Origin of the sequence: Pseudomonas sp. SH10-3B, from assembly GCF_019891415.1 — a bacterium.
In the GTDB taxonomy this organism is placed as follows: Bacteria; Pseudomonadota; Gammaproteobacteria; order Pseudomonadales; family Pseudomonadaceae; genus Aquipseudomonas.
Genome location: NZ_JAFLXD010000030.1, coordinates 15756 through 37930 on the forward strand (window position 1 = coordinate 15756; position 22175 = coordinate 37930).

Annotated in this window: 17 protein-coding genes; 3 read left to right on the plus strand and 14 right to left on the minus strand. The window is 63.1% G+C overall.

Annotated features, from left to right (window positions below):
• The 10 genes from J1G35_RS20635 to J1G35_RS20680 all read right to left on the minus strand — a co-directional run bounded on the left by J1G35_RS20635 (position 1) and on the right by J1G35_RS20680 (position 13606).
• Positions 1 to 1329: a cellulase family glycosylhydrolase gene (locus J1G35_RS20635; RefSeq protein WP_053132279.1), complete on the minus strand. Its 1329-nt coding sequence runs from the start codon at positions 1327 to 1329 to the stop codon at positions 1 to 3.
• Positions 1319 to 2509 (minus strand): glycosyltransferase, encoded by a 1191-nt coding sequence (locus tag J1G35_RS20640; protein WP_223015885.1) that lies wholly within the window; start codon positions 2507 to 2509, stop codon positions 1319 to 1321. Before J1G35_RS20640 ends, J1G35_RS20635 begins: the two co-directional genes overlap by 11 nt.
• Entirely contained in the window at positions 2509 to 4500 is a 1992-nt protein-coding gene (locus J1G35_RS20645; protein WP_223015886.1) for an exopolysaccharide transport family protein, read from the minus strand. The genes J1G35_RS20640 and J1G35_RS20645 overlap by 1 nt, the downstream gene beginning before the upstream one ends.
• A gap of 13 nt (positions 4501 to 4513) precedes the next feature.
• Entirely contained in the window at positions 4514 to 5290 is a 777-nt protein-coding gene (locus J1G35_RS20650; protein ID WP_053132272.1) for a polysaccharide biosynthesis/export family protein, read from the minus strand.
• Positions 5291 to 5319: 29 nt separating this feature from the next.
• Positions 5320 to 6231: a glycosyltransferase gene (locus tag J1G35_RS20655; RefSeq protein WP_053132270.1), complete on the minus strand. Its 912-nt coding sequence runs from the start codon at positions 6229 to 6231 to the stop codon at positions 5320 to 5322.
• A 1-nt stretch (position 6232) separates the two neighbouring features.
• A complete protein-coding gene (locus J1G35_RS20660) occupies positions 6233 to 7693 on the minus strand; it encodes a mannose-1-phosphate guanylyltransferase/mannose-6-phosphate isomerase (protein ID WP_223015887.1) in 1461 nt (486 codons plus the stop codon).
• Positions 7693 to 9132, minus strand: a complete 1440-nt coding sequence (locus J1G35_RS20665; protein WP_223015888.1) for an undecaprenyl-phosphate glucose phosphotransferase — start codon at positions 9130 to 9132, stop codon at positions 7693 to 7695. The genes J1G35_RS20660 and J1G35_RS20665 overlap by 1 nt, the downstream gene beginning before the upstream one ends.
• A gap of 430 nt (positions 9133 to 9562) precedes the next feature.
• On the minus strand, positions 9563 to 12049 hold the full coding sequence (locus tag J1G35_RS20670; protein ID WP_053132264.1) for a TonB-dependent receptor: 2487 nt from the start codon (positions 12047 to 12049) through the stop codon (positions 9563 to 9565).
• A gap of 104 nt (positions 12050 to 12153) precedes the next feature.
• Positions 12154 to 13104: a FecR domain-containing protein gene (locus J1G35_RS20675; protein ID WP_053132263.1), complete on the minus strand. Its 951-nt coding sequence runs from the start codon at positions 13102 to 13104 to the stop codon at positions 12154 to 12156.
• Positions 13091 to 13606 (minus strand): sigma-70 family RNA polymerase sigma factor, encoded by a 516-nt coding sequence (locus J1G35_RS20680; protein ID WP_053132260.1) that lies wholly within the window; start codon positions 13604 to 13606, stop codon positions 13091 to 13093. Before J1G35_RS20680 ends, J1G35_RS20675 begins: the two co-directional genes overlap by 14 nt.
• A gap of 160 nt (positions 13607 to 13766) precedes the next feature.
• Here J1G35_RS20680 and J1G35_RS20685 point away from each other — a divergent pair, with 160 nt between their 5' ends.
• A complete protein-coding gene (locus J1G35_RS20685) occupies positions 13767 to 14396 on the plus strand; it encodes a LysE family translocator (RefSeq protein WP_223015889.1) in 630 nt (209 codons plus the stop codon).
• 55 nt (positions 14397 to 14451) lie between these two features.
• On the opposite strand, the gene inhA is transcribed toward J1G35_RS20685, so the two are convergent.
• Positions 14452 to 15132 carry an isonitrile hydratase gene (gene inhA / locus J1G35_RS20690; protein WP_223015890.1) on the minus strand — a complete coding sequence of 227 codons (681 nt, stop codon included), beginning with the start codon at positions 15130 to 15132 and terminating at the stop codon, positions 14452 to 14454.
• A gap of 89 nt (positions 15133 to 15221) precedes the next feature.
• Here inhA and J1G35_RS20695 point away from each other — a divergent pair, with 89 nt between their 5' ends.
• Positions 15222 to 16190, plus strand: coding sequence for a GlxA family transcriptional regulator (locus J1G35_RS20695; protein WP_223015891.1), 969 nt, complete (start codon positions 15222 to 15224; stop codon positions 16188 to 16190).
• A 105-nt stretch (positions 16191 to 16295) separates the two neighbouring features.
• Positions 16296 to 18506 carry an ATP-binding protein gene (locus tag J1G35_RS20700; protein ID WP_223015892.1) on the plus strand — a complete coding sequence of 737 codons (2211 nt, stop codon included), beginning with the start codon at positions 16296 to 16298 and terminating at the stop codon, positions 18504 to 18506.
• Here the strand turns inward: J1G35_RS20700 and J1G35_RS20705 are convergent.
• The 3 genes from J1G35_RS20705 to J1G35_RS20715 form a co-directional block, all read right to left on the minus strand.
• Positions 18503 to 19408, minus strand: a complete 906-nt coding sequence (locus J1G35_RS20705) for an alpha/beta hydrolase (RefSeq protein ID WP_223015893.1) — start codon at positions 19406 to 19408, stop codon at positions 18503 to 18505. The two genes, J1G35_RS20700 and J1G35_RS20705, sit on opposite strands and share 4 nt — an antisense overlap.
• A 102-nt stretch (positions 19409 to 19510) precedes the next feature.
• Positions 19511 to 21337 (minus strand): glycoside hydrolase family 15 protein, encoded by a 1827-nt coding sequence (locus J1G35_RS20710; RefSeq protein ID WP_223015894.1) that lies wholly within the window; start codon positions 21335 to 21337, stop codon positions 19511 to 19513.
• Positions 21330 to 22130 carry a glucose 1-dehydrogenase gene (locus tag J1G35_RS20715; RefSeq protein ID WP_223015895.1) on the minus strand — a complete coding sequence of 267 codons (801 nt, stop codon included), beginning with the start codon at positions 22128 to 22130 and terminating at the stop codon, positions 21330 to 21332. The genes J1G35_RS20710 and J1G35_RS20715 overlap by 8 nt, the downstream gene beginning before the upstream one ends.
• Positions 22131 to 22175: the final 45 nt, after the last annotated feature.

Sequence of the window (22175 nt, forward strand, 5' to 3'; positions counted from 1 at the left end):
TCACTCCCATAACAGGATTTGCAAGTTCGTTTTGACCGGCACGGTCAGGCCGTTGGTGCCGCTGACCGGAGTTTGTGTGCTACGTAGCGGGTCGTACAGGGTGGCGCTGGCCAGGTTGGGCAAGTGCGCGCTGCCGCCCTCGGCCGACCAGAAGAACCACAGCTTGCGCCCGTCGGCGCGGGTCCAGCCGATGCTGAACAGGCCGTCTGGCAACTGGTCGGCGCTGGGCGGGTCGGCGGGGGTGAGCGTCGGGCCGCTGACGTCGAGGAAGTTTTTCAGCGCGGTGTAGACCGGCTTGGGGTTGGCGTCGATGTCGAGCAAACCGTAAGACTGGTCCCGCACACTGGCGCGCTGGTCGAGGTCGCTGAGGGTAAACAGGAAGATCTTGTCGTAATCCAGCGCACTCATCAGCGCCAGGCGGCGCACCACATAATCGGCCTGGGCCTGTGGGGTGATGATGTCCTGGGCGTCTTTAGGCCCGGTGTAGGTCGACCAGCCCCACTCGGTGCTCCACAGGGTCTGCACGCCACCGTTGCGCAGGGCCTGGTTGAGCGCAGTGGTCTTGGCGATAAAGTCCAGGTTGGCCGGGTCGTTACCTTCGGGCAATTGGGTGTAGGGGTGGTAGGAAATGATCGTATTCAGGCTGGCCACGCCCAGCGCGCCGAGCGCGTTGAACATGGTCTGACCGTTGGGCATTTCACTGAAGAACGCCATACCGGCGGCCACCACCGGTTTGCTCGGGCTCATGGCGCGCAACGCGGCGGCAGTGCTGGTCAGCAGCGCAGCATAGCCGGCCGGGTCGGCCACCGGGCGCCAGAAGCCTAGCAGGTTCGGTTCGTTCCACACCTGCCAGGCGTCGACGCTGGGGTAGCGCTGGGCCAGCAAGGCCATGCGGTTGGCGAACACGTTCGGATCTTTCGGCGGGTACTGGTCCTGATAGGGCGCACCCACCGGCGCGGAGGTGGCGAACGGCGCCGACCCCACCAGGTAGAACACTGACTTGAGCTGGTTGTCCTGCAGTTTGCCCACCAACTGATCCAGCGTCGCAACCTGGTACTGCCCTTGGACCGGCTCCAACTGATCCCAATGCAGGTCCAGGCGCACCCACTCCAGCCCCAACGCCTTGAGACGGTCGATCTGTTTCTGGTAACGCTCGGGGCTGAACCACAGGAACTGCGCGTTCACCCCCAGAAAGTCTTTCCACACCACAGTTTTGTTGCCCTTGAGCACATGGCTTTCGGCATCGGCCTGGCGTCCCCACAGAAACGCCGTCAGGCCCAGGGCAGCGACCACGATCAAGGTGGCGAAGTAGGTGCGTTTACGCGCCATGGCGGCTGTCCTCGATGGCTTGCTCAAACAACCCCTTGAACTTCTGCGCAGTCAACGGCCACAAGCGCTCGCGGCCGATTTCGCCGGCGCGTTCGGCCCAGTCCCGGGCCAGCAGCGGCGTGCGCGCCAGGCGCAGCAGTTGTTCGCTGAGGGCGTCCACATCACCCTCGGGATAGATGGCACCGTTACCGCTGGCAACTTCCTCGGCAAAGGCGCGGGCGTCGGAGGTAATTGCCCCGCGTCCGCAGGCGGCAGCCCAGGACAGCGCACCACTGGTGCCGCGTTGGCGCCCGAGCAGGCCGAGTTTCTTCGATTCGCGGTAGGGCAGCACCATCACATGGTGGGCCTGGATGGTCTGGGCAATCTCATCGGCCGGCAGGTTCAGCCGCCAGTCGATGGCATCCGCCAGGCCGAGCTCGGCGATCTGGCTGTTCAACTGCTCCAGGTAGTTGCTGCCCGCGCCAAACGCCATTTCCGCGGCCGTACCACCGGCCAGGGTCAGGCGCACACGGTCACGCCATTCGGGCGCCTGCTTGAACACGGCGGCGAGGGCCTGCAACAGGTCTTCGATGCCTTTGCCCCGGTAGATAAACCCGAAGTACAGCAGGCGCAGGGTCTCCAGGGGCGGTAACGGCACCGATGGAATTGCCAGGTTGGCATGGTTGATCACCGCCACTTTACCCGCCGACAGTTGCATGCGTTGGCCCAGGCAATCGGCGCCCAGGCGGGTGAGGGTGATCAAACGGGTCAACCCGGCGGCGACCTGGCGCTCTTCACGCAAGGTCAGCGGGTCAGCCAACACCACCGCCGCCTGTGGCATCGGGCTGGGCAAGCGCTCCAGCAGGTTCAACGGGAATGGCAACCGCTCGCGCCGCCACACGATGCGTTCCGGATCATGCACCGTGGCGGTCAGGGGCAGTGCCGGGTAGGCCTTGCGTAACTCGCGCAGGGCCAGAAACTCCCCCAGCCGTCCGCCCCCCAGCTCGGCGTGGACCAGGTCCACGCTGTGCCAGTCGAACCCCGCGATGGCCTGCTTGATCGCCTCGCTATTGCCCGCCACACCGGCCAACGGCGTCAGCACCGTTACCTCCAGCTGTTCCAGCGCCGTGCGGAAATGGTTCGCGTAGTCGGCGATACCATTTTTTTCCGGCGGCAACGGGGCGAGCAGGGCGACACGCATCAGAACGCCCCCCGGTACTTGGCGATGGTTTTAAGCACCTTGGCCGGCACTTCGAATTTACGCCGGTTCATGATGATGCCGTCCACCTTGCCGAACGCGGTGTTGAGGATCGACAACGCGTGCTCGACCACCGGCACCGTGCTCTTCTGCGCCTCCACCACCAGCGCAATCAGGTCGGCACGACGCAGGTTGATAAACGCATCGCGGTTATCCAGCAGTGCCGATGCGTCCAGTAACACCACTTCACCCGGCGCCGCAGGTGCAACCCCGCCGACGCGCACGCTGATGCCGTTTTCCTGCAACAACTGGCGCAGTTGTTCCACCACAAAGGTCACGCCCTCTCCATGGCGCGCCGAAGTCAGGCCAAGGGTCAGGCCCTGTTCGGCGATGCGGTCCAACTGCAGCAAACCGTACAGGCGATAGATGCTCGCATTGAACGCATTGGTGCTTTGGGCGGTGCTGGTGTCCAACTCCGGCAGGGTGGTCCACAGCGGCAGGCCGAACTTGCGTTCCACCAGGCCACCATCGTGGATGCGCTGGTCGAGCAGGTAGCACAGGTAGATCACCAGCAGGCCGACGACGATCGCAAACGGGATCGCCAGCACCAGCATCACCAGGGTTTTCGGAAAGATCCGGCCGGGGTTCAGGGTGGCCTCTTCGATCACCGCGATATTGCTGATCTGGCTGCTGTCCAGCTCCCGGTCGATGCGCGATTTTTCCAGGCTGTCCACGTACAGCGCGTAGTTGCGTTCGGCAGTGCCCAGCTCGCGGGCCAGGCGGGTCAGTTCCGGTTCAATCTCCAGGGCTTGCTTGCGTTGGTCTTCCAGGTTGGCCAGTTGCTTTTGCTGTTGAGTCAGTTGGGTACGCAGCGCCAGGTTGTTGCTCGACTCATCCAGCAGCACCCGCTGCAAGTGGATCTCCAGAGTGTTGGGGGCACGGTTTTCCGAACTTTGCACAGTGTTGCTTTCGCTCGCGACGTGCGCCTGCATTGCGCGGATCGATGCATCCAGGGCTTTGACCGGCGGCGCGTTATCCGTGTAGGTGCGCATCATGTCGGCCTTTTCCAGCAGCTTCTGGTTCAGCAGGCGCCGCAGGTCCTGCTGCTGTGGGTTGAGTGCGATCTGGCGCACCGTGGTGACTTCCTTGGGCTGGCTCTTGAGCTGGGTGCGAGTGCTCTGGATGGCGCTGTCGGAGGAAGCGATCAGGCGCGTGGTGTTGAACGTTTCGCCGCGCAGCACGTTAATGCGCTCGGACAAGTCTTCCAGGCGATCAGTGATGCTCGCCGCGCCGATCTGGTTCAGGTGTGTGAGGATCTGTTCCTTTAAGCCCTTGATCTCGGTGGCACTGGTGGAGACCTGCCCTTCATAGAAGGCGTACAGGCTTTTGCGCCCCAGGGCTTGAGTGCGTTCGTTGATATAGGTTTCAACCCAATCCTTGACCACCGCCTGGGCAATCTCCGGGTCGCCCCACGTAAAGCTGATGTCCATCACCGTGGAACCGGCGGCGTGGCTCACCTCAAAGTTTTTTTCCAGGCTGGCGGCCAGGCGTTCCACCGGCGTGGTTTTTTCCACCACGCCGATGGTTTCCAGGACCACCCGCAGGCCATCGAATATCGCGCCCACGCCTTCCTTGACGTAATGCTTGGCGGTTTTGACAAAGCCCTGGGGCGGCGGCGCGTTATTGATCACTTCCAGGTAGTGCTCGGCCACCGCGCGCACAATCGGGCGACCGGTCAGCAAGCGCTCTTCGTCGACAATCGGGTCGCGCTGGGTGCTGGGCATCACCAGCGCCTGGCGGTTGCTGATCTCGATAGGCAAGGTCGAATCACGTCCGGGCTTGACCAGCAGGCGCGCGGTGGATTCGTACTTGGCCGGCAGCAAAAACGCCCCCAGCAGGATGATCACCAGCGCCGCAATCGCGGCCAGTCTGAACTCGTGGCGGAAGATGAAGAACAGGCGTAGCAGATCACGAAAAGAACGGATCTCGATCATGGATGTCGCTCCTTTAGTTATTGCCGCCGCTGGTTCGGGTGTAGTTGTAGCCGACCCCAATGGACTTGGTGAACGGAATCAGTTGGTTCATGTAGGTATCCACGCCCTGGATGCGCTCGCCCACATTGGACTTGGGCACGAACACCACATCGCCGCGTTGCAGGTGCACCGGCTTGCGTCCGTTGGCGCCGGTCTTGAGGAGCTGGCTGAAGTCCAGGAAGTAGGCGCGGTAGGCGCCCTGGGCATCTTCGCGCAGCAGCGCGACCATGCTCGCGTTGCCCGCCGGACTGACTCCGCCGGCACCGAGAATCGCCTGTTCCAGGGTATTGGCCGTGGCGATCTGCACCGCCGTCGGGTTATTCACCGCGCCGCCGACGATCACCGAGTTGCCCGGCGCCTGGTTGATGTTCACCGTGACCCGGGGCTCGCGGTAGGTCTGCGCAAGCTCGTGGGTCAGTTGGTTGGCCAGCTCCGATGGTTGGCGCCCGGCCACCTGGATCGGCCCCAGGAACGGGTAGTTGATCTTGCCGTCGGTCTGCACGGTGTACAGCGTCAACTCGTAGATGGTGCTGACGTTGAACGCCGACAGCGTCGGCATCTCGCCGGCATCCCGGACGATGCGCAGCTGGTCGCCGACACGGATGCGTTCCACCGCCGGTGGCAACTGGGCCAATTGGTCGAGGGCGCGCTTGCCTTCCTCCACTGTCTGGCTGTCCGGCGGCACGATGCGCGCCGGGGTATTGCAGGCGGCCAGGGCCATCATGGCCAGGACGAGCATGCTTCGTTTCATCAAGGGGGACTTCCTGTGGGTCATGATGCTCACCTCCAATAACCGGGAAACATGCTGATGCGTCGCTTGAGGGCGAGGGGCAGGCGACGTTCAAGATGGCCCAGGCGATAACCCAGCAATTTGAACGCACTGCGCACCAGCACCTCGGGCACGCGATGCAAGGCCCCGGCTTTGCGCAGGGCCGCGAGTTCGGCCAGCACATAGCGTTTGCCCTCGCCACCCGCGTCGCCAAAGGCCTGCTTGATCCACGGCTCGCGGCCGTAGAACACGCCGATATCGAAGTAGCGGTGAAACTCGTCCATGAGTTTGTAATCGTGGGAGTGATGCACCAGCGCGGTGGCGGCGTAGCGCACCTTGTAGCCTTCCAGCAGCATGCGTGCGGCGACGTAGGCGTCTTCGCTGCCGATCACGTCGGCGGGGAAACCACCCACCGCCTGCAGCACGCTGCGCCGGTAGACCGAAAACGAGTCCGAGCTGAAACAGGTCTTGATCCCCAGCGTGGGCGCGTCGGCCAGGCTTTTGCTGCGGCTGTGTTCCGGGTAATTGAAGTGCCGCGACTGCGCACCCAACACACCGGCATCGGGGTGGGGCAATTGCCGTCCATAGGCCACGCCGTTGAGCGGGTCCTGCTGCAATTCGTCGAGCAGGTTGGCGAAGGTCTCGGGCGTCGCCGGGATGGCGTCCTGGGTCATCACGATCAGCGCCTCGCCACCCACCTGCTCACTGGCCCAGCGGCGGGTGCCGCCGTGGTTGAAGTCACGGGCGTCGATCACTTCGACCCGCGCGCCGAACTCGCGAAAGCGCGCCACGGTGTCATCGCTGGAAGCGCTGTCGACCACCAGCGTCTCGTCAGGTTGCAGGGTTTGCATCTTCAGCGCCGGCAGCAGGCGTGCCAGATGGCTGGAGGCGTTGCGGGTGGGGATGATCAGTGAAGTGCGCATATCATTTTTTCACTTCGGCAGGCGCGCGGCCGTAGATGTCGTCGAAGCGCACGATGTCGTCTTCGCCCAGGTACTCGCCGCTCTGCACCTCGATCATCACCAGATCGATGATGCCGGGGTTGGTCAGCCGGTGTTTGTGCCCGGCCGGAATGTAGGTGGACTCGTTGGCGTTGATCAGGAACTCGCGCTCGCCATTGGTGATCTGTGCCGCGCCGCTGACCACCACCCAGTGCTCGCTGCGGTGGTGATGCATCTGCAGCGACAGCGACGCCTGGGGCTTGACCACGATGCGCTTGATCTTGAAGCGACTGCTTTCCTCCAACACGGTATAGGTGCCCCACGGCCGGGTGACGGTGCGGTGCAGGCTGTACGCCGGATGGTTCTGACGCTTGAGCTCGGCGACGATGTAGCGCACGTCCTGGCTGCGGTGGGCGTCGGCAATCAGCAGTGCGTCGGGGGTGTCGACGATGATCAGGTCGCGCACCCCTACGGCGCCCAACACGCGCTTGGGCGAGTCGATGTAGCAGTTGTGCACGTCATGCAAAATCGCTTCGCCATTGACCTGGTTGCCATGGGCATCGCTGGGGGTGAGCTGGCGCAGCGCTTCCCAGGAACCGATGTCGCTCCAGCCAATGTCACAGGGCACTACGGCGACTTGCTGGGACTTTTCCATCAAGGCCACGTCGATGGAAATATCCGGTGCGCTGCCGAACGCATCCGCATCCAGTTCACGTTGGCGCGAGGTTTTGTTTTGCAGGCTCTGGCTGTGTTCCAGCGCGGCGCGGGCGGCCTCCAGTACGGCGGGGGCATGGGTGGCCAGTTCGTCCACCAGGGTGCTGGCCTTGAAGCAGAACATGCCGGCGTTCCACAGGTGCTTGCCGCCGTCCAGGTATACCTGGGCGGTGGCCAGGTCGGGTTTCTCGACAAAGCGTTTGACTCGGTAGCCGTGGCTCAGCGGCTCGCCTTGTTCGATATAGCCAAAGCCGGTTTCCGGGTGGTCGGGCTGGATGCCGAAGGTCACCAGGTAGCCGGCTTCGGCCAGGTCACGGGCCTGGGTCACGGCCTCGGCGAACGCGACTTCATTGAGGATCAGATGGTCGGCGGGCATCACCAGCAACTGCGCGTCGCCGCCGAAGTGCTCCTGCACATGCAGGGCCGCCACGGCAATGGCCGCTGCAGTGTTGCGGCCGAAGGGCTCCAGCAGCAGGTCCAGGGGCAGATGGGCCTTGTTGACCACGCGGTAGTCATCCAGGGTACGGAACAGCAGGTCGCGGTTGGTCACCGTCAACACGCTTTCCACGCCGGGCAGTTTGGCGGCGCGCTGAAAGGTTTTTTGCAGCAGGCTCTGGCCATCGCGCATGCGCATGAAGGGCTTGGGCATGTTCTGCCGCGACACCGGCCACAGTCGGGTGCCCGAACCACCGGAAACGATGCAGGGAATTAATCCGTTGAGGGTATTCATCAATAGACTTCCTTGGTGGAAAGGACGGCCGGGACCGTCATGAAAACGATGTACAGGTCAAACCACACCGACCACTTGGAGATGTACTCCAGGTCGTACTCGACACGTTTCTGGATCTTGAACAGGGTGTCGGTCTCACCCCGGTAACCGTTGATTTGCGCCCAGCCGGTGATGCCCGGCTTCACACGGTGGCGCGAGCTGTATTCGCTCACGGCCACTTCGAAGGGAACGCCGGCGGCCTTGGTCGCCGTGGCATGGGGGCGCGGGCCGACCATCGACATGTTGCCCAGCAGCACGTTGAACAACTGCGGCAGCTCGTCGATGCTGGTCTTGCGGATGATGCGGCCCACCCGGGTGATGCGCGGATCGGCGCGGGTGGTCTGGCGTTCGGCGGTGAAGTCGCTCTGGTCGGTGTACATCGAGCGGAACTTGAACACGCGGATCTCGTTGTCGTTGTAGCCAAAGCGGTTCTGGCGAAACAGTACCGGCCCTTTGGAATCGAGCTTGATCGCAATCGCCGTCGCCACCATCACCGGCGACAACGCCACCAGCGCCAGGCTGGCCAGCAGCACATCCTCACAGCGTTTGATCACCGGCGACCAGCCGCGCAGTGGCAATTGCGAGGTGTTGAACATCAGGATGCCGCCCACGTCGCTGATGCGGCTATGGCCGTAGCGCAGGGCCGCCATGTCGGGCACCAGCATGACGTTTACCGACATCTGCCGCAGGCGGTTGACCAGCCCATGGATGCGCTGCTCGGCGGCCCATGGCAGGCAGATCATCACTTGGTTGACCTGCTCGGCGCGGATGAGCTTTTCCAGGTCGCGGGTGTTGCCCAGCAAGGGCAGGTTGCTCAATTCCTTGGGAATCCGCTCGGTACGATCGTCGATAAAGCCGATCAGGCCAGAGCGGATATCACCGTTGCGTTGCAGGTGATCGGCGACGTGCACAGCGGTGTCGGTAAAGCCCAGGATCACCGTGCGCTGCAGGTATTTGCCCTTGCGCATCAGGCTGCGGTATAGGCGCAGCATCATCAGGCGTTCCAGGCAGAACAGACAGAGGCTGGCGATGTACCACGCCACCAGGTTGCGTGGGGTCAACTGCGGGAAAAATTGCAGGATCTGGTACATGAACAGCAGGATGCAAAATGCCGCCGACCACGCCTTGATCTTGGTTTTCAGGCGCAGACGGTTGCTGAACAATTCTTCGGAATAGATGCCCAGGGCCTGGAACAGAATGATCGTCAGGACCGCGAAAAATACCAGCAGGCCGAGGAAGTGCCCGCGCAGTTCAGGGTCCATCGGGTCGATGAACATCACCAGGATCAGCGGGGGCAAAATGGCACTCAGGCCATGTATGAACTTGACGAAAACAACAAAGAACTCAACAAAACCGGCGCGCGTTAAAAACAGGCTGTCGACGGACGACTTCTCTCGCATAAAACATCCCTCATTGCACGCCAGAGCTATTGTTTGGATGTTTGTTCAATAAAGCAGCGAACTGCTTTAGAGGGCACTTCCAACTACGGCTACTCTGGGTAATACGCAACTATCAATTCAAATGCAGCTATCCATTTGAAGGGAATTTGCGGGGGTAGTGACTACAGGAGTGTTCCCTTAATCAATTTGTCAATGAATTGACGATGGTGCGGAGGTGGCAGGGCAGACAGGTTTATCAGTGTTTTGTTCGGCATTTTATTGACATTCCTTGTCCGGGTACGCGGTGATTGGGTGTGTTTTTGAGTGTAGAAACAAATGCAGGATTTTTCCTGCATAAAGGAAAAACCTTTTTTCAAAGGCGGTAGGAAGGGGGGACAAAGAGGGGGTGGCAGGGCGCACGAAGTGCCCTGCCTGCGGGACTTTCGCCAGATCAGAAGTTGCCTTTCAAACTCACCGTAAAATTTCGTGGCTCGCCATAAAAGTTACCCCAGGAGGCTGTACCCACAGTGTTGTAGTAACTTTTATCGAACAGATTGTTGCCGTTGAGTGCGACGGTCCAAGTGTCGTCGATACGGTACGCCACACGGGCACTCCAGGTTGCGTAACCGGCCTGTTCGAGCTTGATGGTCTGCACGCGGTAATTGCTGCTCTGAGCGTTGACGCCGGTGCCCACGCTCCATTTCGACAGGGCGCCGTCGAGCTGGTAGTCGCCCCACATGCGCAGCATGTGTCGAGGTACGTAGGTGTTGGACGTACCGCCCTCCAGGGCGGTATCGATGTTCTTCAGGGACTTGGTCTGGGTGTAGGTGTAGCCGCCGGATACCTGCAGGCGCTCGAGCACTTCACCGCTGATTTCCGCCTCCACGCCCTGGGCGCGCACCTTGCCGCTGTCGGTGTAGCAATAGCCGTCGGCGGAGGTCGGGCACTGGGCGATGTAATCGGATTCGGCCGCGTTTTTCTCGACGGCGCGGAACAGCGCCAGGGAGCTGTTGAGGCGCCCGTCGAACCATTCGCCCTTGATACCCAGCTCGTAGTTGTCACCGATCTTCGGCTTGAGCGCGGCGCCATCGAGCGTGGCATAGGAACTTTGCGGCTGGAAGATATCCGCGTAGCTGGCGTACACCGACAGGTGCTCATTAAGGTCGTAGATCAGTGCGGCAAACGGCGTCACTTCACCGGTTTCCCGGGTGCGGGCATCCTGCAAGGCCCACTCGCCCCAGGCCAGGTTGTTGGACTGGCGACGGTTCTCGTACCAGCTCACGCGGCTGCCTACGATAAACATCAACGGCTCGGCCAGGCGCAGGCGCAAGGTGGTGTAGGCGCCGTACTGGGTCGCGGTCTCCTTCACCGTGCCGCCGCGATACATGTTCGGCCAGAAAGTGCTGTTGGCGGGCTCCGGGAAATGGTGGTCGGGTTGGTAGATGCCTTGGCGCCTGGGCAGGTTTTGGATCGCGTACACATCGTCCTGGGTACCGCGGCTGCCATTGGCACCGAGGATCAGTTCGTGTTCCAGCCCGAAGGCTTCGAACTTGCCGTCCACATAGGCGTCGAGGCCGAAGTCCTTGTGGTCGTAGTCCATCAGCGCCGCATAGGAGTTGGCCGTAGGCGTCGGGTTGCCGTAGGCAATGGTGCCTTCGCTGGCGGCGTATTTGGTGTCTTGCAGGTTGCGGCTGTGCACGGCCGCAACCTTGAGTTTCCAGTCATCGTTGAAGTGATGGGTGAGGTCGGTGAAGAAGGTGGTGCGCCGGCTTTGCCAGTCGTTCCAGGATTGGCCCAGGCAGGTGGAGCGGCTGAGGTGGGCGCTTTTGCCGTCGGCATAGCGCGGCAGGCCGCCCCAGCACGGTGTGGCGTCGACGTCTTCATAGCTGGCGCCGAAGCCCAGGGTGGTGTCGGCGTTGAGATCGACATCCAGGGCGCCATAGAACGCCTGGTCCTGGCGCTTGGAAATGTCCATGTAGGAACCGCGATTCTGTTGGCTGATCGCCGCGCGGCCGCGCACCGTACCGCTGTCATTCAGCGGGCCGCCGGTGTCGACGTCGGCGCGGTAGTTGTCCCAGGTGCCGGCGGACAGCGACAGGCTGGTGGTGGGCTTGGCCTGGGGCCGCTTGCGCACGAAGTTCACCGCGCCGCTGGCGGTGCCGGCGCCCTTGAGCATGCCGGCCGCGCCCTTGAGCACTTCCACGCGGTCGTAGATCGCCATGTTCGCGCTGAAGCTGTCGGCCTGCACGTAGTCCTTGCCCATGTCCAGGGGCACGCCATCGTACTGGTACTGGCCGAGCATCTTGAAACCACGGGAATAAAAATATTTGCCGCCCATGGGCGATTCGTAGGTGGTGATCCCGGGCGTGCGTTCCATCACGTCATCGATGGTGGTGAGGTTCTGGTCATCCATCAATTGGCGGGTCATCACACTCACCGATTGCGGCGTTTCCCGCAGGCTGTGTTCGCCCTTGCCGATCGTCACCGCACCCGTGGTGTAGGCCCCGGTGCCATCGGTGGTGGCGCCCAACCGCTCACCGGTGACCGTGGTGGCGCCCAGGTTCAGCGCGCCGCCGTCGGCCACTTGCGGCAACAGCAGCCAGGTACTGTTGCCCTGGCGCTGGGCTTGCAGGCCCTGGCCACGCAGCAACTGGCCGAGCGCCTGCTCGCGGTCCAGGCGACCACTCAGGCCCTGGCTGGTCTTGCCGGCGACGCTGGTGGCGTCATACGACAGGCTGATGCCGGCCTGGCGGGCGAACTGGTCCAGGGCCGTGGCCAGGGAACCGGCGGCGATGTTCCAGTCGCGGGCCTGGGTGTCGCTGGCCGGCGTTTCGGCCCATGCGAACGGCGGCGCGGTTGCGCAGCTCAGGCAGGCGCCGAGCAAGGCGGCGTGCACCGCGTGCTTGAGGGGTGAACGTGGGAAGGGGAACGCTTGCATGACCGCGGGATGCTCCTGAAGGAAGTGAACAGAACCGGCCTGTTGATCGGCCTTTCCTTACAGGTCGAGCGGCAATGAGAATTCACCTCATTTATTTTCGAATGTTAAACGCGGGCGGTGACGGTCACCCAGTAGCGGCTGCGGTAAGTGACATCGAGCTTGAGTGAGTGGGCTACCAGGCCCAGCACCTCATCGGTGTCGTCCAACTGATAAGTGCCCGACACCCGCAATCCGGCCACCGCTTCGCTGCAGCGCAGCAGGCCGTTGCGGTAGCGGCCCAGTTCGGCGAGGAAAGCATCCAGGCGCATGTCCCGGGCGCTGATCACGCCTTCGCTCCAGGCCCAAGGGTCCAGGCCATTGGCGGCGAGAGAACGAATGCCACTGCGGTCGAACAATACCCGTTCGCCGGGGTTGATCACTTGGCGCGCGCCGGCGACGTGGTTGTCGGCAAACACCGCCACCGTGCCCTGCTGCACGGCGAGCATGGTGCCTTGGATCTCTTCGTGCACCAGGAAGCGCGTGCCGAGGGCGCGCAGGTAACCGTCACGGGTCTGTACCCAGAAGGGCCGGTTGTCGGCACCGGGATTGACCAGTATTTCACCCTGGCGCAACTGCACCAGGCGCCGCTCCTGAGTAAACGCCGTGTCGAACGCGCTAGCGCTGTTCAGTTGGATGCGGCTGCCGTCGTTCAATGCCACCCAACGCCGTTCGCCGGTGGCAGTGCGGTAGTCGGCCATCAAGGCGGGCAGCGGGGTGTAGTCGCGGCCAAACCAGGTCAGGCCGGCCGCACCAGCCACCAGGCCGAGCAGCTTCAACCCTTCGCGACGGCTGATACGTCGACGTGCACCGTGCAGGGCGTGGCGGCCGACCTGCGCGGGCAGGTGGCTGAACTCATCATTCATCGCCGCCACCCGCTGCCAGACCTGCTGGTGTTCGGCGCTGGTGTGCAGCCAGCGCTCGAACGCAGCGGTGCTGGCGTCGTCGGCGACGTTGAAGCGCAGCTTGATCATCCACTGGATGGCCTGGTCGAGCAGGCGCGGGTCAGAGGTCGGCATAGCGCAACCGATAGCAGGCATGCAGCGCCTTGGACAGGTCACGCTCCACCGTGGCCTTGGACACCCCGAGGCGCAGGGCGATCTGCGCGCAGGTCAGGCCGTCCAGTTGCGCCAGCAGGAACGCTTCACGCACCCGCGGCTTGAGCTGGTCGAGCAGGCGGTCGATACGTTCCAGGCTGTCGAGAATCAGCAGGCGGGTTTCTTCCGACGGCACGTCGGCCTGGGGAAAATGCGCAAGGCTTTCGAGGTAGGCGCGCTCCAGTTCGCGGCGCCGATACTGGTCGATCATCAAGCTGCGGGCGATGCTGCTCAGGTACGCGCGCGGCTGCAGCACGGCCTGCTGTTTGCGTGCGTTGAGCAGGCGCACAAAGGTTTCCTGCGCGAGGTCGGCGGCACGTTCACGGCAACCAGTGCGTCGGCTCAACCAGCCGCGCAGCCAGGAGTGATGGGTGTGATAAAGCTGGCCGATGGCGGCATGGTCCAGTGGGTGATCGCTCGACATGGGCATCCTGGCGCAGCCGTCTTAATTGATAATGTTTCGCATTCTAGACGCTGGTCGTGGCCATTCGCAATTGCCGATGAACAATGTATCCAGCACAATTTTTTGTTCGCCCCGGGCCCAAGCACTAATCTGCAGGCTTTTCCCGGTGGACGGCTTGAGCATGATCGACTTTGCGACCCTGGCAGTTTTTTCAGGTGCTGTGCTGTTGTTGCTGTTATCCCCGGGGCCGAACATGGCCTTTGTGATCAGCCATGGCGTCACCCACGGCTGGCGCGGGGGAGTGGCCTCGGCCTTGGGCATCGGCGTGGCCGACCTGCTGCTGACCGCATTGACTGCCACCGGGGTGACGGCGTTGGTCGCCAGTTGGCCGCCATCCTTTGACGTGATCCGCTATGCGGGTGTGGTCTACCTGCTGTGGCTGGTGTTCAAAACACTGCAGAAAAAAACCTTGCCGGACGCGACCGACCTGCACCGCGTACCCCTTGGCCGGGTGTTTCTGCAGGCCATGTTTAACAGCCTGCTCAACCCCAAGGCGTTGCTGTTTTTTGTGGTGTTTTTGCCGCAGTTCGTAAGGCCGCAGGCGGGCGCCATCGGCATGCAGTTGATGCTGTTGGGAGGCGTGCTTACCCTCATCGCGGGCGTGTTTCACCTGCTGCTGGGCATGTTTGGCGGGGCGCTGAGCCGCTTCTTCGCCAGGCGCCCAACAGGCGCCTGGCTACAGAAATGGGGCTTGGCGACGGTGCTGACAGTGCTGGCGGTGCGCTTGGCGGTGATGTCTCGCCCCGCCTGACCCCGAAAAGGCATGGATTATGTGGCGAGCAAGCTTGCTCGCCACAGGTACAGGGTCAGCCCAATCGTGCCGCCGCGCGCGCCACTATCTCACCCCGCGTTTTGCGAGACTCGGTCGTGCGTTTTTTGGCTTCCTCCAGCACCTGCGCAGGCGCCGTGTCCGGGCTACCCGAATCGAACGGCGGCGCCGGCGCATATTCAATCTGCAACTGCACCAGTTGCGCCGCCGCTTCGCTGTACAACTCCGCCGCCAGCACCAGGGCAAAGTCGATACCGGCGGTAATGCCGCCGCCGGTGAACAGGTTGCCGTCACGCACCACGCGTGCCTGTACCGGGATGGCGCCGAGCGGGGCGAGCATGTCGTGGTAGGCCCAGTGTGTCGTCGCCTTGCGCCCGCGCAGCAACCCTGCCGCGCCGAGCACCAGCGAGCCGGTGCACACCGACGTCACGTAGCGTGCGGTCTGCGCGTGGGCCTTGAGGAAGTCCAGGGTCTGCGGGTCTTCCATCAATGCGCCCACGCCGGAACCGCCGGGCACGCAGATCACATCCAGCTTCGGGCAGTCTTCATAGGTCATGGTCGGCGTGAACACCAGGCCAGTGCTGGAAGTGACCGGCGCCAGGTCCTTCCACACCAGGTGCAGCTTCACATCCGGCAGCGAACCCAATACGTCGTAGGGGCCGGTCAGGTCCAGTTGCTGAATGCCGGGAAACAACAGAAAGCCGATCTGCAAGGTCATGAATGAAGCTCCGATCAAGGGGTAGACGGCTTCACTCTAGAGGCCTAGGCTTTGGCGAATACGCCATTGAACCCACGAATCACGCCAATATGCCCAGAATCGTTCACGTACTCGCTTTCGATAATGCCCAGGTGCTCGACGTCACCGGGCCGTTGCAGGTGTTTGCGTCGGCCAATGATCTGGCACGCCAGCGTGGCGCACCGCTGCCTTACGCGGTCACGGTGATCGCCGACCAGGCCGGACCGGTAATGACCTCTGCCGGCCTGGCGCTGTTGGCTGAGCCGTTGCCCGCAGTCGGCCAGCCCTGTGACACCCTGGTGATCGCAGGTGGCTGGGGCGTGTACGGCGCCGCCGAAGACCCGGCGTTGGTCGATTGGGTGCGCGAGAAAGCCCGGCACACCCGGCGCATGGCCTCGGTGTGCACCGGCGCGTTTTTGCTCGCGGCCAGTGGCTTGCTCGATGGCTGCCGCGTCGCCACCCACTGGACACGTTGCGAAGAACTGGCTCGCAAGTTCCCGGCGTTGACCGTGGAGGCCAACCCGATCTTTATCCAGCAAGGAGCGGTGTGGACTTCTGCCGGTGTGACCGCCGGCATCGACCTGTGCCTGGCCCTGGTCGAAGAAGACCTGGGCCGCGCCGTGGCCCTGGAAGTGGCGCGGCACCTGGTGGTGTTCCTGAAGCGGCCCGGTGGCCAGTCGCAATTCAGCGTGACCCTGTCCCTGCAAAAGGCCGGCAGCCGTTTTACCGAACTGCACGCCTGGATGGCCGAGCACCTGACCCTCGACCTGAATATCCCGACCCTGGCTGCCCAGGCCGGCATGAGCGAGCGCAGCTTTGTGCGTCACTACCGCGCCGAAACCGGCCAGACGCCCGCGCGCGCCGTCGAGCTGATCCGCGTCGAAACCGCGCGCCGGCAGTTGGCCGACAGCACGGCGTCGATCAAACGCATCGCCGTGCAGTGTGGTTTTGGCTGTGAAGAAACCTTGCGCCGCAGCTTTATGCGGGCCTTGTCGGTGACGCCCCAGGCCTACCGCGAGCGCTTCTGCGACCCGGCTTGAAGGAAAACGTACACACCTGGACCAAGGTGTTATGTTTGCCTCACTTTTTCGCAGTGAGCCCCTGTCCCTGCGCCGCAATTCCCTCCCTCCGGCGTAACGTTGCTCATGAAACCATTGCCTGCGACCAGCGCCGACCCTTTGCAGGACGATTGCGCCAGCGAGCTTATTCATATTCCCGGCTCGATCCAGCCCCATGGGTTGCTGTTGACCCTCAGTGAGCCGGCGCTGGTGGTGTTGCAGGCCAGCATCAATACCCATTCCGCACTGGGCCTTGGCGCCGCGCCGTTGTCCGGCCAGGCGCTGGGCACCCTGATCGGCGAAGAGGCACTGGCTCAGGTGCGCCGGGCGCTGGCGGACCTGGATGCGGATGAGGACGAACTGCACACCGTCATGCTCAACGGTTGTCTCTTCGACCTGTTGCTGCACCGCCACCAGGGTCTGCTCCTGCTCGAACTGGAGCACAGCGTGGCGCCCCTGCACGCCGCCACGTTGCCCGTCGCCCGGACCCTGCGCCGCCTGCAGTCGGCGAAAAACCTCGATGGGCTGTACCAGATCTGCGTCACCGAGATCCGCGCATTGACCGGCTACGACCGCGTCACCCTGTACCGCTTCGAACAGGAGGGACACGGCAAGGTGATCGGTGAATCCTTGAGCGACGGCATGCCGCCGTACCTGGGCCTGTGTTTCCCCGCTTCGGACATACCGCCTCAGGCCCGTGAGCTGTACCGCTTGAACTGGATCCGCGTGATTCCGGATGCCGCCTATACGCCGGTGCCGATCCTGCCGGCCTTGCGCCCCGATAACGGCCAGGCCCTGGACCTCAGCTTCGCGGTGCTGCGCAGTGTGTCGCCGGTGCACTGCCATTACCTGAAAAACATGGGCGTGCGTTCGTCGATGAGCATTTCCCTGCTCAAGGACGGCCAGCTCTGGGGCCTGATCACCTGCGGCCACCGCGAACCCTTGCGCGTGCCCCATGAGTTGCGCATGGCCTGCATCAGCATAGGCCAGTTGCTGTCGATGCAGATCACCTTGCTCCAGGCGCAGGAAGCGCGCGTTCAGCAGCAGGAAAAAAACGCGATGATCGAGGCGTTGACCAACACGATGGCGCAGGAAACCTGCGATGTGATGGAAAGCCTGTGCCCGTACTCGCAAACCTTGCTGAACCTTACCGCCGCCGACGGCTTGGCGATTCTGGTGGAAGAGCGCCTGCACCGGTTTGGCGTGTGCCCGAGCGAAGCTGAAATCCGCGCCCTGTACCCGTGGATCCAGCAGCAGGGCAAAGGCGTGGTCTGCAGCCACCAGTTGGGCATGGACTTCCCGCCGGCGGCGGCCTATCAAGGTCTCGCCAGTGGCCTGTTGGCTTTTCGCCTGCCCAAGCCGGTGGACAACGCGGTGATGTGGTTTCGCCCCGAGGTCCAGACCACGGTGCAATGGAGCGGCGAGCCAATAAAACAGCGCGAAGCGGGGACCACGACGCTGAGCCCACGGCTGTCGTTTGAGCGATGGAAGCAGCAGGTCGACGGCAAGGCGCTGACGTGGTCGGCCTCGGAGTTGCTGGCGGTGGAAAGCCTGCGCCGCCACGCCCTTGAGCATGACCTGGCGCGTCAGGTGCAGCGTGAACACGCGGCCGTGCGTGCGCGGGATGAACTGGTGGCGGTGGTCTCCCACGACCTGCGCAGCCCGTTGACGATCCTGCTGATGCAATGCGGCATGATGCGCAAGCTGGTGCCTGCCGGCGAGACCAAGGCCAACCTGCGACTGAACAACGCCATAGAAACCATGCAGAACGCCACGGCGCGCATGAACACCTTGCTGGAAGACCTGATCGATATTTCCCGCATCGAGGCCGGGCGCTACCGGGTTGTCCCGCAAGCGCTGGAGGTGAAGTCGACCCTCGACCAACTCGGCCTGATGTGGCACCCGCTGGCGGCGGCCAAAGGGATCAATCTGACGTGGCACGCCCAGCCGGGACTGTGCGTCCTGGCCGACCCCGAGCGGTTGTTCCAGGTGTTTTCCAACCTGCTCGGCAATGCCCTGAAATTCACCGACCTGGGCGGCACGATCGAGGTGATCGCCCAGGCCGCAGACGACGACGTGCTGTTTCGCGTGTGCGACAACGGCACGGGGATCGGCGCAGCGCAACTGCCCTACATCTTCGAGCGCTACTGGACCTCCCGCGAGGGCAACCCCACCGGCAGCGGCCTGGGTTTGTATATCTCCCACGGTATTGTCCAGGCCCACGGCGGTACGCTCTGGGCCGAGAGCGTGCTGGGGCAGGGCAGTGTGTTCAGCTTCAGGATGCCGGCTGCCCGTTAGTCTCTGTCGAGCAACTCACAGATCGCTGCGACGGTCGTCTGCGGCGCTTCCTGGGGAATATTGTGGCCCACACCAGGTAACACCTCCCGCCGGTAAAAAGCGCTGAAATGCTCCACGTCGTCATCCTCTTGCGGCGGTGGACCTACACCGTCGTCGGCACCGCACAGCGAAATGCTCGGCACCGCAATCGCCGGTTGCCGCGCCAGGGCCTGCTCGATGGCTTCCAGCGCCGGATCGCCAGGCGCATACATGAAACGGTGGCGATAGGAGTGAATCACCACCTCGACAAAATCCGGGTTATCGAATGACGGCGCCGTCTGCCCATACAGCCCAGGCCCCTCGGCCCAGGACGGCGACCACAGCGACCACAGCAACTCACAGAGTTCGCGGCGATTGGCCGTCAGCCCGTCCACACCGCGCTGGGTGTGAAAGTAGAACTGGTACCACAACCGATGCTCTGTCGCCGGCGCCCGTGGCGAGAGCGACTTGGCAATGTCCTGGATGTTATAGCCATCGCCGGTGACCAGCCCACGCACCCGTTCAGGCCACAGCGCCGCGACGATACACGCGGCCCGCCCACCCCAGTCATACCCCGCCAACGTGGCACGCGGGATCGACAGTGCATCCATGAAATCCAGCAGATCCTTGCCCAGCGCCGCCTGTTGGCCGGAGCGCATCACCTGCGCGTTGATAAACCGCGTAGGGCCATAACCGCGCAGGTACGGCACCAGCACCCGGTAGCCGCGTTCCGCCAGCACCGGCGCGATTTCATCATAGCCGCGAGGGTCGTAAGGGAAACCATGCAGCAGGATCACCGCTTCGCCGTCGGCGGGGCCATGGGCTTCATAAGCCACGTCGAGCATGGAGGTGCGCACGTAGAGCAGGGGGGCGGCGGTGGTCATGATGGGCTCCTGTCAGGTGTTGGAACTCTAGTCGAAAGACGTGACGGCATGCCCTGCTTTTGACGACAGGGCGCTGACGTGTCCAGGGCAATCGACTTGATCTCAGGGCTGCCAGGTAGTCTTCTCCCCACTGAGCTTGCGGTCCAGGAATGTCGCCGCGCTGATCAACGCCAGATGGCTCAACGCCTGGGGTGTATTGCCCAGGTGGCGGGCCTGGCTGTCGAACTCTTCGGCGTACAGACCCAGTGGGTTGGCGTAGCGCAACAGTTGTTCGAACTCCAGGTGGGCTTTCTCGACTTGCCCGGCGCGGGCCAGGCATTCGACGTACCAGAACGAGCAGGCGGCAAAGGCGCCTTCGGTGCCTTGCAGGCCGTCGATCGCGTTGTCGTCGTTGCGGTAGCGGTAGACCATGCCGTCACGCACCAGGCTTTGCTGGATCGCCTCCAGGGTGCTCAGCCAGCGCGGATCGGTGGCCGCGACAAAGCGTACCAGCGGCATCAGCAGCATCGAACCGTCCAGTGCGGTGCTGCCGATATGCTGCACAAAATGCCCGCGTTCTTCGTTCCAGAAGTTGCTCCAGATATCGGCGTAGATCGCCTGGCGCGTCTGGTCCCAACGGGCAAACGGCGCCGGCAACGAGCGCTTGGAAGCCAGGCGGATCGCACGGTCCAGGGCCACCCAGCACATCAGCCGCGAATGCAGGAAGTGATGCTGCTCGCCGCGCATTTCCCAGATGCCCACGTCTTTTCGGTTCCAGATTTCGCAGACCTGATCGGTGACTTCCACCGTGTGTTTCCAGCCCTCGTGGGAGATGGCCTCGCCGTACTTGTTGACCAGGTACACCGCGTCCATCAACTCGCCATAAATATCCAGCTGGATCTGGTCGACCGCACCATTACCGACGCGTACCGGCTTGGCGCCGCCGTGGCCGCTGAGGTGGTCCAGCTCGGTTTCGGGCAGCTCCTGGCGGCCGTCGATGCCGTAGAGGATATGGATCTTGGTCGGCTGGCCGCAGCAGTCGCTGACCCGCCCCTTGAGCCAGCGCATATAGGCGTTGGCCTCTTCGACAAAACCCAGGCGCATAAAGGCGTAGACGGTAAACGAGGCGTCGCGGATCCAGGTGTAGCGATAGTCCCAGTTGCGTTCGCCTGCGGGGGTTTCCGGCAGGCCGAAGGTGGCGGCAGCGATGATCGCGCCGTGTTTGCGCGAGGTCAGCAGTTTGAGGGCCAAGGCCGAGCGGTTGACCATTTCGCGCCAGCGCCCGCGGTAGTTCGACTGCGCAATCCAGCCGCGCCAGAACTTCAGGGTGTGGGCCAGCGCCAGGTCGGTGCAGCTGTGGTTGACACGCTCATCGTCCTGGCCGCCGAGGACAAATTCGGCGCCTTCTTCCTGACGCAAGGTAAAGCTGGCCACGGCGGCGTTATTTTCCAGTTGCAGTGGATGGCTGCTGGATAAGCGCATGCCGGGCTGGCCGTCGGCACTGAAGCACACGGTGCCGTTATCGACGGCGGCGTGGGTGGGCGTGCGAGCATAGTCATGGCGCACGGCGCAGCGCAGGTGAATGGTTGCCTGGCCGCTGACCACGCGCACGCGGCGAATCAGCAGGGGCAGGTCATCGATTTCCTCGCTGATGGTCAACAGGTCGGTGATTTCCACCACGGCCTCATCGCTGAGCCAGCGGGTTTGCAGCACATTGGTGTCGGGCAGATAGATTTGTTCGCGGCGGGCGTTGGGCAGGTCCGGGGTGAGCTGGAAAATACCGGCGTCGGGGGTATCCAGCAGCGAGCAGAAGATCGATGGACTGTCGAATTCCGGCCAGCAGAAGAAGTCGATGCTGCCTTTATCGTTCACCAGCGCCGCGCTGCGCATATCGCCGATGATGCCGTGGGCATCGATGGCGCTTTGTGGTTCGTTTTTCAAATCAACCATTGTCACGAAACTCCGGGTAAAGGCTCATGCCGCCATCAATGAACAGAGTGCTGCCGACCACGTAGTCGGAGGCGTCACTGGCCAGCCACACCACCGCGTTGGCCACGTCTTCCACGTCGCCGACCCGGCCATAGGGGATCAACTTGAGCAGCTCCTGTTCCGCTGCGCCTTCGGTGGCCGCACGGTTGATCGCCGTACGAATCGCCCCCGGCGCAATGCCGTTGATGCGGATGCGCTGCTCGCTGACTTCCTGGGCGAGGGTGCGCATCAGCATTTCCACGCCACCCTTGGACGCCGCGTAGTTCACATGCCCGGCCCATGGGATCAACTGGTGCACCGAGCTCATGTGGATGATTTTGCCGGCGGCACGGGATACGCCTTCACGGATGCCCTGGCGCTTGAACAGGCGCACTGCGGCACGGGCACAGAGGAACTGGCCGGTGAGGTTGACGCCGATCACGCTGTTCCAGTCGTCGAGGGTCATGTCGACGATGGCGGCGTCCTTCTGCATACCGGAGTTGGCCACCAGGATATCCAAGTGGCCGAAGGCATCGAGCGTCTGGGCGAACAGGCGTTCTACATCGGCCTCTTTCGACACATCAGCACCGATCGCAATCGCCCGGCCACCCTCGGCGTTGATCTGCTGTGCCAGAGCCTCGGCCGGTGCGGCCTGGCTGTTGTAATTCAGCACCACGGCCGCGCCGGCTTGCGCCAGAGCCTTGGCGGCACCGGCGCCGATACCCGAACTGGCGCCCGTGACCAGTGCTACTTGTTGCTCCAACGAGATACGCATTGCCCACCCGCCCTTAAATTCGTGAGTTCAAGTAGCTGACTGACG

Coding starts and splice junctions, on each gene's coding strand:
- J1G35_RS20635 (WP_053132279.1), bottom strand. CDS start 1,329: ATGGCGCGTAAACGCACCTACTTCGCCACCTTGATCGTGGTCGCTGCC.
- J1G35_RS20640 (WP_223015885.1), bottom strand. CDS start 2,509: ATGCGTGTCGCCCTGCTCGCCCCGTTGCCGCCGGAAAAAAATGGTATC.
- J1G35_RS20645 (WP_223015886.1), bottom strand. CDS start 4,500: ATGATCGAGATCCGTTCTTTTCGTGATCTGCTACGCCTGTTCTTCATC.
- J1G35_RS20650 (WP_053132272.1), bottom strand. CDS start 5,290: ATGAAACGAAGCATGCTCGTCCTGGCCATGATGGCCCTGGCCGCCTGC.
- J1G35_RS20655 (WP_053132270.1), bottom strand. CDS start 6,231: ATGCGCACTTCACTGATCATCCCCACCCGCAACGCCTCCAGCCATCTG.
- J1G35_RS20660 (WP_223015887.1), bottom strand. CDS start 7,693: ATGAATACCCTCAACGGATTAATTCCCTGCATCGTTTCCGGTGGTTCG.
- J1G35_RS20665 (WP_223015888.1), bottom strand. CDS start 9,132: ATGCGAGAGAAGTCGTCCGTCGACAGCCTGTTTTTAACGCGCGCCGGT.
- J1G35_RS20670 (WP_053132264.1), bottom strand. CDS start 12,049: ATGCAAGCGTTCCCCTTCCCACGTTCACCCCTCAAGCACGCGGTGCAC.
- J1G35_RS20675 (WP_053132263.1), bottom strand. CDS start 13,104: ATGCCGACCTCTGACCCGCGCCTGCTCGACCAGGCCATCCAGTGGATG.
- J1G35_RS20680 (WP_053132260.1), bottom strand. CDS start 13,606: ATGTCGAGCGATCACCCACTGGACCATGCCGCCATCGGCCAGCTTTAT.
- J1G35_RS20685 (WP_223015889.1), top strand. CDS start 13,767: ATGATCGACTTTGCGACCCTGGCAGTTTTTTCAGGTGCTGTGCTGTTG.
- inhA (WP_223015890.1), bottom strand. CDS start 15,132: ATGACCTTGCAGATCGGCTTTCTGTTGTTTCCCGGCATTCAGCAACTG.
- J1G35_RS20695 (WP_223015891.1), top strand. CDS start 15,222: ATGCCCAGAATCGTTCACGTACTCGCTTTCGATAATGCCCAGGTGCTC.
- J1G35_RS20700 (WP_223015892.1), top strand. CDS start 16,296: ATGAAACCATTGCCTGCGACCAGCGCCGACCCTTTGCAGGACGATTGC.
- J1G35_RS20705 (WP_223015893.1), bottom strand. CDS start 19,408: ATGACCACCGCCGCCCCCCTGCTCTACGTGCGCACCTCCATGCTCGAC.
- J1G35_RS20710 (WP_223015894.1), bottom strand. CDS start 21,337: ATGGTTGATTTGAAAAACGAACCACAAAGCGCCATCGATGCCCACGGC.
- J1G35_RS20715 (WP_223015895.1), bottom strand. CDS start 22,130: ATGCGTATCTCGTTGGAGCAACAAGTAGCACTGGTCACGGGCGCCAGT.